Genomic DNA, 13,017 nt, shown 5'->3' with positions numbered 1-13,017 from the left:
ACAATGACACAACAATTGATAAAACAGCCTAAAATCATACAGGCCAAGCATCACACCCTTAGTTATGAAGAAAAGACATTGGTCATGGGCATTTTAAATGTCACTCCTGACTCTTTTTCAGATGGAGGAAAGTTTAATCAAGTAGATAAAGCGCTGGCTCATGCAGCGCAGCTGATAGAAGACGGGGCGCATATTATTGATATTGGCGGAGAATCGACTCGCCCGGGAGCGGCACTTGTCTCAGAACAAGAGGAGCTTTCAAGGGTCATTCCTGTCATTGAGAAGATCACAAAAGAATTAGATGTACCTATCTCTATTGATACGTATAAAGCCCGTGTTGCAGATGAAGCGGTGAAAGCTGGAGCCTCCATCATTAATGATGTATGGGGAGCGAAGGCAGATCCCCAAATGGCACATGTGGCAGCGAAGCACAATGTGCCAATCATTTTAATGCACAATCGGCCAGAACGAAACTACACACATCTGATTTCAGATATGATCGCCGATTTGAAAGAAAGTGTCCAAATTGCCCAGCAAGCGGGTGTCCGCGATGACATGATTATATTAGATCCAGGTGTAGGATTTGCGAAAAATAAAGAGGACAACCTGAAGGTCATGAATGAACTCGAACATTTTTGTCACCTTGGGTATCCACTGCTGCTAGCTACATCTCGAAAACGATTCATTGGTGCTGTCTTAGACCTGCCGCCTGAAGAACGTACTGAAGGAACAGGTGCGACGGTTTGCCTTGGAATTCAAAAGGGCAGTGCGATGGTCCGTGTACATGATGTAAAAGAAATAGCAAGAATGGCAAAAATGATGGATGCCATGCTGAATAAGGGAGGCGCTTATCATCGATAAAGTATATGTAAACGGAATGGAATTTTATGGGTACCACGGCGTATTTTCAGAAGAAAATAAACTAGGGCAGCGATTCCGCGTGGATTTAACAGCTTCACTTGATTTAAGTAAAGCCGGACAAACTGATGACCTCAATGAGACCATCAACTATGCAGAGCTCTACCAAATTTGCAAAAGCATTGTAGAAGGTGAGCCAGTCAATCTCGTTGAAACACTGACAGAAAGAATTGCAAACCAAGTGTTAAAGGACTTTCCGACAGTTCAGGAATGTACAGTGAAGGTGATCAAACCAGACCCGCCAATTCCAGGACACTATCAGTCCGTTGCAATTGAAATGACGAGATCGCGCACATGAACAATACAGCATACATCGCATTAGGCTCAAACATAGGTAAAAAAGAAACCTATTTAAAAGAAGCCGTCAAAAAACTGCATGAACATCCAGAGGTTCAAGTGGAATTAATCTCATCGATATATGAAACAGCACCTGTAGGCTATGAAAACCAAGATGACTTTTTAAACATGGCCGTGAAAATTACCACTTCACTTCGTCCAGAGGAGCTACTTTCTCTTACTCAGAAAATCGAGCAGGAGTTAGGCAGAACCAGAGAAGTGAGGTGGGGTCCGCGAACGGCTGACCTTGACATTTTACTTTATAATCGTGAAAATATTGAAACAGAGCAACTTGTAGTGCCGCATCCCAGAATGTACGAACGTTTATTCGTTCTTGTCCCGATGAGTGAGATTTGCCCAGAAATCGGCGAAGTACAAATAAATGCCGTAACAGACCAAGAAGGTGTAAGCATATGGAAAAAGACATGTGGGGTAGAAGAATTCGTGCATACCGAAAGCTAAAAGGGTATACTCAGGAAGGGTTCGCGAAAAGACTGGGCATCTCTGTCTCTGTCTTAGGAGAAATTGAGCGAGGCAATCGATTACCAACAAACCAATTGGTTGGTCAAATAGCAGATGCTTTAAATATAACGGTGGAAGAACTTTCACCAATTCTTGAAGAAGAAAGGAGGGGAAAAGATGTTTAAAATCGGAGATATCGAGATTAAAAACAAAGTAGTGCTCGCACCAATGGCTGGTGTGTGCAACTCTGCCTTCAGACTGACGGTGAAAGAGTTTGGAGCGGGCTTAGTCTGCGCTGAAATGGTCAGTGACAAAGCGATCCTGATCAACAATGCGAGAACAATGGGTATGCTATACATTGATGAACGGGAAAAGCCTTTGAGCCTTCAGATATTTGGAGGGGAAAAAGACACACTCGTCGAAGCGGCAAAGTTTGTAGACCAGAATACCACAGCTGATATTATTGATATCAACATGGGCTGCCCTGTACCAAAGATTACGAAATGTGATGCAGGAGCGAAATGGCTGCTTGATCCAAACAAGATTTATGAAATGGTCTCTGCTGTCGTAGAAGCTGTAGACAAACCTGTTACAGTGAAAATGAGAATGGGCTGGGACGAAGATCATATCTTTGCTATCGACAATGCCCGTGCTGTAGAACGAGCAGGTGGACAAGCGGTTGCGCTTCACGGACGGACACGCGTGCAAATGTACGAAGGAACAGCGAATTGGGATATTATTAAAGAGGTTAAACAATCTGTCTCAATTCCTGTCATCGGCAATGGCGATGTCAAAACCCCTCAAGATGCAAAACGTATGCTTGATGAAACGGGTGTGGACGCTGTCATGATCGGAAGAGCCGCACTAGGAAACCCGTGGATGATTTATCGAACGGTTCATTATTTAGAAACGGGTGAACTGAAAGAAGAGCCAAACGTGCGTGAGAAAATGTCAGTGTGCAAACTTCACTTAGACCGGCTCATTGACCTGAAAGGCGAGCATGTGGCTGTTAGAGAAATGAGAAAGCATGCAGCATGGTACTTAAAAGGGGTCCGCGGCAACGCTGACGTAAGAAACCAAATTAATCAAAGTGAAACGAGAGCGGAGCTTGTGCAAGTTCTTGATGACTTTACGATCGAAGCCGAGGCAAAAGAGCTTCAAAGTATAAAAGTAGGATAAGACTATCTTTCTTTTTGTAGCTCACTGCTAGTTGATGTACTGGCAGTTTTTCTGCTTTTCTCTGCAAAATACATTATTGGAGTGATATAAATGAGTAATGAAGGGCTTAATAACGAAGAATTAAATGACCAATTCCAGGTCAGACGTGACAAAATGAATAAAATGAGAGAAGAGGGTATCGATCCATTCGGTGAACGATATGACCGCTCTCATCAATCTGCTCAAATTATCGCTGAATACGACGAGTTTTCTAAAGAAGACTTAGAAGGAAAAGCGGCTCAAGTGACAATCGCTGGACGTATGATGACAAAGCGCGGTAAAGGAAAAGCTGGCTTTGCGCATATTCAAGATCTAGAAGGACAAATTCAAATCTATGTTCGTAAAGATAGTGTAGGGGAAGAAGCTTACGAATTATTTAAAAGCTCAGACCTAGGCGATATCATCGGTGTAACAGGAACTGTTTTTAAAACAAATGTAGGAGAACTTTCTATTAAAGCGACTAGCTTTGAGGTTCTGACAAAAGCACTTCGCCCGCTTCCTGATAAATATCATGGATTAAAAGATGTTGAACAGCGCTATCGTCAACGTTACCTTGACCTCATTGTAAATCCAGAAAGTAAGCAGACGTTCATTATGCGAAGCAAAATCATTCAATCCATGAGAAGATACTTAGATTCTAAAGGATACTTAGAAGTTGAAACACCAACAATGCACAGCATTCCTGGTGGTGCATCAGCGCGTCCTTTCATTACTCATCACAATGCACTTGATATGCCGCTTTATATGCGTATTGCGATCGAGCTGCACTTAAAACGCCTAATTGTCGGTGGTCTAGAGAAAGTATACGAGATTGGCCGCGTATTCCGTAATGAAGGTGTATCGACTCGTCATAACCCAGAATTCACGATGATTGAGCTGTATGAAGCATACGCAGACTACAAAGACATCATGAATCTGACTGAAAACTTGATTGCTCATATTGCCCAAGAGGTGCTGGGAACAACAACCATTCAATATGGAGAAGATGAAATTGATCTCAAACCTGAATGGAAGAGACTGCATATGGTTGAAGCAGTCAAAGAAGCAACAGGTGTAGACTTCTGGCAGGAGATGTCTGTAGAAGAAGCAAAACAGCATGCTGCTGATCATGGTGTTGAAATCACGAAAAATATGACAGTAGGTCATATTATCAATGAGTTCTTCGAGCAAAAAGTAGAAGAAACTTTGGTTCAGCCTACATTCATTTACGGACATCCAGTGGAGATTTCTCCATTAGCTAAGAAAAATCCTGAAGATCCTCGCTTCACAGATCGTTTTGAGTTGTTTATCGTACGCCGTGAGCACGCAAATGCATTCACAGAGCTAAACGATCCAATCGATCAAAGAGAACGATTTGAAGCTCAATTAAAAGAACGTGAAGAAGGAAATGACGAAGCACATCTAATGGATGACGATTTTGTTGAAGCATTAGAATACGGCATGCCTCCAACAGGCGGTTTAGGAATCGGGATCGACCGATTAATCATGCTTTTAACAAATTCTCCATCAATCAGAGATGTACTGCTTTTCCCACAAATGAGAAACCGCTAATACATCAATCAAAGCGCCATTTTATCTATGGCGCTTTTTATTTTTCATAAAATGAAACTTTTTTTAAAAAAACTATTGCAAGGAAAGAATCCAGATGGTATATTATTGTTCGTTGCCGCAAAACAGCAACGAGGTTAAAAAAAGAAATTGAAAAAAGTTCTTGACTTTAACCGATGCAAAATGTTAAGATATTAAAGTCGCTTACGAGCGATAACGAATATGATCTTTGAAAACTAAACAAGACAAAACGTACCTGTTAATTCGAGTTTTTATAAAAAAATCCTATGATACTTCATAGGTAGTCAGTCAAACTGGCGAAAAGCAAAACTTCGGTTTTGTACTTTTTCGGAGAGTTTGATCCTGGCTCAGGACGAACGCTGGCGGCGTGCCTAATACATGCAAGTCGAGCGGACAGAAGGGAGCTTGCTCCCGGATGTTAGCGGCGGACGGGTGAGTAACACGTGGGTAACCTGCCTGTAAGACTGGGATAACTCCGGGAAACCGGAGCTAATACCGGATAGTTCCTTGAACCGCATGGTTCAAGGATGAAAGACGGTTTCGGCTGTCACTTACAGATGGACCCGCGGCGCATTAGCTAGTTGGTGGGGTAATGGCTCACCAAGGCGACGATGCGTAGCCGACCTGAGAGGGTGATCGGCCACACTGGGACTGAGACACGGCCCAGACTCCTACGGGAGGCAGCAGTAGGGAATCTTCCGCAATGGACGAAAGTCTGACGGAGCAACGCCGCGTGAGTGATGAAGGTTTTCGGATCGTAAAGCTCTGTTGTTAGGGAAGAACAAGTGCGAGAGTAACTGCTCGCACCTTGACGGTACCTAACCAGAAAGCCACGGCTAACTACGTGCCAGCAGCCGCGGTAATACGTAGGTGGCAAGCGTTGTCCGGAATTATTGGGCGTAAAGGGCTCGCAGGCGGTTTCTTAAGTCTGATGTGAAAGCCCCCGGCTCAACCGGGGAGGGTCATTGGAAACTGGGAAACTTGAGTGCAGAAGAGGAGAGTGGAATTCCACGTGTAGCGGTGAAATGCGTAGAGATGTGGAGGAACACCAGTGGCGAAGGCGACTCTCTGGTCTGTAACTGACGCTGAGGAGCGAAAGCGTGGGGAGCGAACAGGATTAGATACCCTGGTAGTCCACGCCGTAAACGATGAGTGCTAAGTGTTAGGGGGTTTCCGCCCCTTAGTGCTGCAGCTAACGCATTAAGCACTCCGCCTGGGGAGTACGGTCGCAAGACTGAAACTCAAAGGAATTGACGGGGGCCCGCACAAGCGGTGGAGCATGTGGTTTAATTCGAAGCAACGCGAAGAACCTTACCAGGTCTTGACATCCTCTGACAACCCTAGAGATAGGGCTTTCCCTTCGGGGACAGAGTGACAGGTGGTGCATGGTTGTCGTCAGCTCGTGTCGTGAGATGTTGGGTTAAGTCCCGCAACGAGCGCAACCCTTGATCTTAGTTGCCAGCATTTAGTTGGGCACTCTAAGGTGACTGCCGGTGACAAACCGGAGGAAGGTGGGGATGACGTCAAATCATCATGCCCCTTATGACCTGGGCTACACACGTGCTACAATGGACAGAACAAAGGGCTGCAAGACCGCAAGGTTTAGCCAATCCCATAAATCTGTTCTCAGTTCGGATCGCAGTCTGCAACTCGACTGCGTGAAGCTGGAATCGCTAGTAATCGCGGATCAGCATGCCGCGGTGAATACGTTCCCGGGCCTTGTACACACCGCCCGTCACACCACGAGAGTTTGCAACACCCGAAGTCGGTGAGGTAACCTTTATGGAGCCAGCCGCCGAAGGTGGGGCAGATGATTGGGGTGAAGTCGTAACAAGGTAGCCGTATCGGAAGGTGCGGCTGGATCACCTCCTTTCTAAGGATATATGGAGCAGCGTACGTTTTCGTCTTGTTTAGTTTTGAAGGATCATTCCTTCAAAACATGTCTCTAGCGAGACAGGATTGTTCTTTGAAAACTAGATAACAATAAGTAATACATTCACATTGAATGCAATGCAAAGTTCATCACACATAGTGATTCTTTCTAAAGTAAGAAATGGTTAAGTTAGAAAGGGCGCACGGTGGATGCCTTGGCACTAGGAGCCGATGAAGGACGGGACGAACACCGATATGCTTCGGGGAGCTGTAAGCAAGCTTTGATCCGGAGATTTCCGAATGGGGAAACCCACTGCTCGTAATGGAGTAGTATCCATACTTGAATACATAGAGTATGAGAAGGCATACCCGGGGAACTGAAACATCTAAGTACCCGGAGGAAGAGAAAGCAAATGCGATTCCCTGAGTAGCGGCGAGCGAAACGGGAACAGCCCAAACCAAGAGGCTTGCCTCTTGGGGTTGTAGGACACTCTATACGGAGTTACAAAGGAATGATATAAGCGAAGAGGTCTGGAAAGGCCCGCCAAAGAAGGTAACAGCCCTGTAACTGAAATGTCATTCTCTCCAGAGTGGATCCTGAGTACGGCGGAACACGTGAAATTCCGTCGGAATCCGGGAGGACCATCTCCCAAGGCTAAATACTCCCTAGTGACCGATAGTGAACCAGTACCGTGAGGGAAAGGTGAAAAGCACCCCGGAAGGGGAGTGAAATAGATCCTGAAACCGTGTGCCTACAAGTAGTCAGAGCCCGTTAACGGGTGATGGCGTGCCTTTTGTAGAATGAACCGGCGAGTTACGATCCCGTGCAAGGTTAAGCAGAAGATGCGGAGCCGCAGCGAAAGCGAGTCTGAATAGGGCGCATGAGTACGTGGTCGTAGACCCGAAACCAGGTGATCTACCCATGTCCAGGGTGAAGTTCAGGTAACACTGAATGGAGGCCCGAACCCACGCACGTTGAAAAGTGCGGGGATGAGGTGTGGGTAGGGGTGAAATGCCAATCGAACCTGGAGATAGCTGGTTCTCTCCGAAATAGCTTTAGGGCTAGCCTCAAGGTAAGAGTCTCGGAGGTAGAGCACTGATTGGACTAGGGGCCCCTACCGGGTTACCGAATTCAGTCAAACTCCGAATGCCGATGACTTATCCTTGGGAGTCAGACTGCGAGTGATAAGATCCGTAGTCGAAAGGGAAACAGCCCAGACCGCCAGCTAAGGTCCCAAAGTATACGTTAAGTGGAAAAGGATGTGGAGTTGCTTAGACAACCAGGATGTTGGCTTAGAAGCAGCCACCATTTAAAGAGTGCGTAATAGCTCACTGGTCGAGTGACTCTGCGCCGAAAATGTACCGGGGCTAAACGTATCACCGAAGCTGCGGACTGTTCTTACGAACAGTGGTAGGAGAGCGTTCTAAGGGCTGTGAAGCCAGACCGGAAGGACTGGTGGAGCGCTTAGAAGTGAGAATGCCGGTATGAGTAGCGAAAGACGGGTGAGAATCCCGTCCACCGAATGCCTAAGGTTTCCTGAGGAAGGCTCGTCCGCTCAGGGTTAGTCGGGACCTAAGCCGAGGCCGAAAGGCGTAGGCGATGGACAACAGGTTGATATTCCTGTACCACCTCCTCACCATTTGAGCAATGGGGGGACGCAGGAGGATAGGGTAAGCGCGGTATTGGATATCCGCGTCCAAGCAGTTAGGCTGGGAAATAGGCAAATCCGTTTCCCGTAAAGGCTGAGCTGTGATGGCGAGCGAAATTTAGTAGCGAAGTTCCTGATTCCACACTGCCAAGAAAAGCCTCTAGCGAGGTGAGAGGTGCCCGTACCGCAAACCGACACAGGTAGGCGAGGAGAGAATCCTAAGGTGATCGAGAGAACTCTCGTTAAGGAACTCGGCAAAATGACCCCGTAACTTCGGGAGAAGGGGTGCTTCTTAGGGTGTTAAAGCCCCGAGAAGCCGCAGTGAATAGGCCCAGGCGACTGTTTAGCAAAAACACAGGTCTCTGCGAAGCCGTAAGGCGAAGTATAGGGGCTGACGCCTGCCCGGTGCTGGAAGGTTAAGAGGAGCGCTTAGCGTAAGCGAAGGTGCGAATTGAAGCCCCAGTAAACGGCGGCCGTAACTATAACGGTCCTAAGGTAGCGAAATTCCTTGTCGGGTAAGTTCCGACCCGCACGAAAGGCGCAACGATCTGGGCACTGTCTCAACGAGAGACTCGGTGAAATTATAGTACCTGTGAAGATGCAGGTTACCCGCGACAGGACGGAAAGACCCCGTGGAGCTTTACTGCAGCCTGATATTGAATGTTGGTACAGCTTGTACAGGATAGGTAGGAGCCTTGGAAACCGGAGCGCTAGCTTCGGTGGAGGCATCGGTGGGATACTACCCTGGCTGTATTGACCTTCTAACCCGCTGCCCTTATCGGGCAGGGAGACAGTGTCAGGTGGGCAGTTTGACTGGGGCGGTCGCCTCCTAAAATGTAACGGAGGCGCCCAAAGGTTCCCTCAGAATGGTTGGAAATCATTCGCAGAGTGTAAAGGCACAAGGGAGCTTGACTGCGAGACCTACAAGTCGAGCAGGGACGAAAGTCGGGCTTAGTGATCCGGTGGTTCCGCATGGAAGGGCCATCGCTCAACGGATAAAAGCTACCCCGGGGATAACAGGCTTATCTCCCCCAAGAGTCCACATCGACGGGGAGGTTTGGCACCTCGATGTCGGCTCATCGCATCCTGGGGCTGTAGTCGGTCCCAAGGGTTGGGCTGTTCGCCCATTAAAGCGGTACGCGAGCTGGGTTCAGAACGTCGTGAGACAGTTCGGTCCCTATCCGTCGCGGGCGCAGGAAATTTGAGAGGAGCTGTCCTTAGTACGAGAGGACCGGGATGGACGCACCGCTGGTGTACCAGTTGTTCTGCCAAGGGCATCGCTGGGTAGCTATGTGCGGACGGGATAAGTGCTGAAAGCATCTAAGCATGAAGCCCCCCTCAAGATGAGATTTCCCATTCCGCAAGGAAGTAAGATCCCTGAAAGATGATCAGGTTGATAGGTCTGAGGTGGAAGCGTGGTGACACGTGGAGCTGACAGATACTAATAGATCGAGGACTTAACCTATATTCTAATGTGAAGTTTGAACATTGTTATCTAGTTTTGAGAGAACATTCTCTCCATCAGGTTTGGTGGCGATAGCGAAGAGGTCACACCCGTTCCCATACCGAACACGGAAGTTAAGCTCTTCAGCGCCGATGGTAGTTGGGGGTTTCCCCCTGTGAGAGTAGGACGCCGCCAAGCTTCTATAAGGATCAGTTCCATTCGGAACTGGTCTTTTTTGTGTTTTTGAATGACTTGCTTCTATATATAAGGTTCGTAAACTAAAAATAGGTTGTTCTCTCGTGGATCGCTAAATAAATCAAACTTTATGTCCCTTCAATTTAACATTTCGGCCATCGTATGAACCAGCAGCTCAAATTATCAAGGTCAACTCCAAAAGTATAGAAAACCTCTCCTTAAACTAAATAGATGTAAAGAGGTGATGTATAGGGACACGAGATAGGAAAGGCAACCCATCCCAAAGGGGATAGTCAGCCATTGTTGAATTTTTAACTTAAAAGAAGAGAAAGAAACAAACAATAATAATATTATTTCCTGTTAAAACTTTATATCGATGATAAGGCTGTTGAGTGTTTGACGCAGCAGAAAAAATGATGTGAAACAATTTTGAAAAATAGTAAAGACCAGTAATTATTTTTACACTTTTTTATGCAAAAAAGATTTCTCAGAAAAATAAAATAATAACAGAGTTTCTTTTTTGAATATTTTTTATCCAGAGATATATGAAATAAAACAAGGGTATGAAAGCTTCGAAATTGCTGTTTTTGCAGTGATAGAGCCTTATTAGTGCTCTTTTTAACAAAAAAACATAAAAAAATGAAAAAAAGGCTTTTAAAATGATGAGACAAGTGGTAAACTTCTTTAGGTGCCTTAACGAAAAGATGAAAAAACAGCTTTAAAATAAATTCAAAAATTATTTTAAAAAAGTCTTTACAAACAATATCTTATCGTTATATAATACTATTTGTCAGATCGAGAGACACTTCGAAACGACACAATATGGAGGATTAGCTCAGCTGGGAGAGCATCTGCCTTACAAGCAGAGGGTCGGCGGTTCGAGCCCGTCATCCTCCACCATATTTATTCTTACATAATGTTAGGATAGATAAAGCCGGTGTAGCTCAACTGGTAGAGCAACTGACTTGTAATCAGTAGGTTGGGGGTTCAAGTCCTCTTGCCGGCACCACTTTCATATGGTAAGATAGACAAGTCGCTTTTAAAGCGAGCCATTAGCTCAGTTGGTAGAGCATCTGACTTTTAATCAGAGGGTCGAAGGTTCGAGTCCTTCATGGCTCACCATGTTTCATGCGGGTGTGGCGGAATTGGCAGACGCGCTAGACTTAGGATCTAGTGTCTTTATGACGTGGGGGTTCAAGTCCCTTCACCCGCATTGCCAAATAAAATAAAGAAATCCTGTAATGCGGAAGTAGTTCAGTGGTAGAACACCACCTTGCCAAGGTGGGGGTCGCGGGTTCGAATCCCGTCTTCCGCTTATACCATCCACGCCGGGGTGGTGGAATTGGCAGACACACAGGACTTAAAATCCTGCGGTAGGTGACTACCGTGCCGGTTCAAGTCCGGCCCTCGGCATTATAAATAAGCGCCCGTAGCTCAATTGGATAGAGCGTTTGACTACGGATCAAAAGGTTAGGGGTTCGACTCCTCTCGGGCGCGCCATTAAGATCGGGAAGTAGCTCAGCTTGGTAGAGCACTTGGTTTGGGACCAAGGGGTCGCAGGTTCGAATCCTGTCTTCCCGACCATCTTTTATGGGGCCTTAGCTCAGCTGGGAGAGCGCCTGCCTTGCACGCAGGAGGTCAGCGGTTCGATCCCGCTAGGCTCCACCAATATGATCTTTGAAAACTAAACAAGACAAAACGTACCTGTTAATTCGAGTTTTTATAAAAAAAATCCTATGATACTTCATAGGTAGTCAGTCAAACTGGCGAAAAGCAAAACTTCGGTTTTGTACTTTTTCGGAGAGTTTGATCCTGGCTCAGGACGAACGCTGGCGGCGTGCCTAATACATGCAAGTCGAGCGGACAGAAGGGAGCTTGCTCCCGGATGTTAGCGGCGGACGGGTGAGTAACACGTGGGTAACCTGCCTGTAAGACTGGGATAACTCCGGGAAACCGGAGCTAATACCGGATAGTTCCTTGAACCGCATGGTTCAAGGATGAAAGACGGTTTCGGCTGTCACTTACAGATGGACCCGCGGCGCATTAGCTAGTTGGTGGGGTAATGGCTCACCAAGGCGACGATGCGTAGCCGACCTGAGAGGGTGATCGGCCACACTGGGACTGAGACACGGCCCAGACTCCTACGGGAGGCAGCAGTAGGGAATCTTCCGCAATGGACGAAAGTCTGACGGAGCAACGCCGCGTGAGTGATGAAGGTTTTCGGATCGTAAAGCTCTGTTGTTAGGGAAGAACAAGTGCGAGAGTAACTGCTCGCACCTTGACGGTACCTAACCAGAAAGCCACGGCTAACTACGTGCCAGCAGCCGCGGTAATACGTAGGTGGCAAGCGTTGTCCGGAATTATTGGGCGTAAAGGGCTCGCAGGCGGTTTCTTAAGTCTGATGTGAAAGCCCCCGGCTCAACCGGGGAGGGTCATTGGAAACTGGGAAACTTGAGTGCAGAAGAGGAGAGTGGAATTCCACGTGTAGCGGTGAAATGCGTAGAGATGTGGAGGAACACCAGTGGCGAAGGCGACTCTCTGGTCTGTAACTGACGCTGAGGAGCGAAAGCGTGGGGAGCGAACAGGATTAGATACCCTGGTAGTCCACGCCGTAAACGATGAGTGCTAAGTGTTAGGGGGTTTCCGCCCCTTAGTGCTGCAGCTAACGCATTAAGCACTCCGCCTGGGGAGTACGGTCGCAAGACTGAAACTCAAAGGAATTGACGGGGGCCCGCACAAGCGGTGGAGCATGTGGTTTAATTCGAAGCAACGCGAAGAACCTTACCAGGTCTTGACATCCTCTGACAACCCTAGAGATAGGGCTTTCCCTTCGGGGACAGAGTGACAGGTGGTGCATGGTTGTCGTCAGCTCGTGTCGTGAGATGTTGGGTTAAGTCCCGCAACGAGCGCAACCCTTGATCTTAGTTGCCAGCATTTAGTTGGGCACTCTAAGGTGACTGCCGGTGACAAACCGGAGGAAGGTGGGGATGACGTCAAATCATCATGCCCCTTATGACCTGGGCTACACACGTGCTACAATGGACAGAACAAAGGGCTGCAAGACCGCAAGGTTTAGCCAATCCCATAAATCTGTTCTCAGTTCGGATCGCAGTCTGCAACTCGACTGCGTGAAGCTGGAATCGCTAGTAATCGCGGATCAGCATGCCGCGGTGAATACGTTCCCGGGCCTTGTACACACCGCCCGTCACACCACGAGAGTTTGCAACACCCGAAGTCGGTGAGGTAACCTTTATGGAGCCAGCCGCCGAAGGTGGGGCAGATGATTGGGGTGAAGTCGTAACAAGGTAGCCGTATCGGAAGGTGCGGCTGGATCACCTCCTTTCTAAGGATATA

At 47.3% G+C, this 13,017-nt stretch carries 6 protein-coding genes, 9 tRNA genes and 4 rRNA genes; all 19 read left to right on the top strand.

Features of this window, described 5'->3' with window-relative positions; translation table 11 throughout:
• Positions 1-3: 3 nt before the first annotated feature.
• The 19 genes from folP (at position 4) to NSS92_RS13795 (ending at position 13,006) form a co-directional block, all read left to right on the top strand.
• A complete protein-coding gene (folP, locus tag NSS92_RS13885; RefSeq protein ID WP_144496863.1) occupies positions 4-861 on the top strand; it encodes a dihydropteroate synthase in 858 nt (285 codons plus the stop codon).
• Positions 854-1,216 (top strand): dihydroneopterin aldolase, encoded by a 363-nt coding sequence (gene folB, locus NSS92_RS13880; RefSeq protein ID WP_267588157.1) that lies wholly within the window; start codon positions 854-856, stop codon positions 1,214-1,216. The genes folP and folB overlap by 8 nt, the downstream gene beginning before the upstream one ends.
• Positions 1,213-1,716 carry a 2-amino-4-hydroxy-6-hydroxymethyldihydropteridine diphosphokinase gene (gene folK / locus NSS92_RS13875; RefSeq protein WP_024425660.1) on the top strand — a complete coding sequence of 168 codons (504 nt, stop codon included), beginning with the start codon at positions 1,213-1,215 and terminating at the stop codon, positions 1,714-1,716. The genes folB and folK overlap by 4 nt, the downstream gene beginning before the upstream one ends.
• Positions 1,668-1,901 carry a helix-turn-helix domain-containing protein gene (locus NSS92_RS13870; RefSeq protein WP_048239581.1) on the top strand — a complete coding sequence of 78 codons (234 nt, stop codon included), beginning with the start codon at positions 1,668-1,670 and terminating at the stop codon, positions 1,899-1,901. Before folK ends, NSS92_RS13870 begins: the two co-directional genes overlap by 49 nt.
• The gene (dusB, locus tag NSS92_RS13865; RefSeq protein WP_024425662.1) at positions 1,894-2,895 is read left to right on the top strand and encodes a tRNA dihydrouridine synthase DusB; all 1,002 of its coding nucleotides are present in this window, start codon (positions 1,894-1,896) and stop codon (positions 2,893-2,895) included. The genes NSS92_RS13870 and dusB overlap by 8 nt, the downstream gene beginning before the upstream one ends.
• Positions 2,896-2,985: 90 nt before the next feature.
• Complete coding sequence (lysS, locus tag NSS92_RS13860) at positions 2,986-4,485, top strand: lysine--tRNA ligase (protein ID WP_034284259.1); 1,500 nt, start codon at positions 2,986-2,988, stop codon at positions 4,483-4,485.
• A gap of 342 nt (positions 4,486-4,827) precedes the next feature.
• A 16S ribosomal RNA gene (locus NSS92_RS13855) occupies positions 4,828-6,376 on the top strand.
• A gap of 182 nt (positions 6,377-6,558) precedes the next feature.
• Positions 6,559-9,489 (top strand): 23S ribosomal RNA (locus NSS92_RS13850).
• 61 nt (positions 9,490-9,550) lie between these two features.
• Positions 9,551-9,666: ribosomal RNA gene (gene rrf, locus NSS92_RS13845) — 5S ribosomal RNA — on the top strand.
• Between the two features lie 821 nt (positions 9,667-10,487).
• Positions 10,488-10,563: transfer RNA gene (locus tag NSS92_RS13840), tRNA-Val, on the top strand.
• Positions 10,564-10,596: 33 nt separating this feature from the next.
• Positions 10,597-10,672, top strand: a tRNA-Thr gene (locus tag NSS92_RS13835).
• 37 nt (positions 10,673-10,709) lie between these two features.
• A tRNA-Lys gene (locus tag NSS92_RS13830) sits at positions 10,710-10,785 on the top strand.
• Between the two features lie 8 nt (positions 10,786-10,793).
• Positions 10,794-10,876: transfer RNA gene (locus NSS92_RS13825), tRNA-Leu, on the top strand.
• 30 nt (positions 10,877-10,906) lie between these two features.
• Positions 10,907-10,978, top strand: a tRNA-Gly gene (locus NSS92_RS13820).
• 12 nt (positions 10,979-10,990) lie between these two features.
• A tRNA-Leu gene (locus NSS92_RS13815) sits at positions 10,991-11,076 on the top strand.
• 10 nt (positions 11,077-11,086) lie between these two features.
• Positions 11,087-11,163 (top strand) — tRNA-Arg (locus NSS92_RS13810).
• 7 nt (positions 11,164-11,170) lie between these two features.
• Positions 11,171-11,247 (top strand) — tRNA-Pro (locus tag NSS92_RS13805).
• A gap of 8 nt (positions 11,248-11,255) precedes the next feature.
• Positions 11,256-11,331 (top strand) — tRNA-Ala (locus tag NSS92_RS13800).
• A 126-nt stretch (positions 11,332-11,457) separates the two neighbouring features.
• Positions 11,458-13,006: ribosomal RNA gene (locus NSS92_RS13795) — 16S ribosomal RNA — on the top strand.
• Together the 16S, 23S and 5S rRNA genes with 9 tRNA genes alongside form the textbook arrangement of a ribosomal RNA operon.
• Positions 13,007-13,017: the final 11 nt, after the last annotated feature.

Origin of the sequence: Bacillus sp. FSL M8-0166 (genome assembly GCF_038008825.1) — a bacterium.
Classification (GTDB): domain Bacteria; phylum Bacillota; class Bacilli; order Bacillales; family Bacillaceae; genus Bacillus; species Bacillus safensis.
This window is presented reverse-complemented; position numbering and strand designations above follow the sequence as displayed.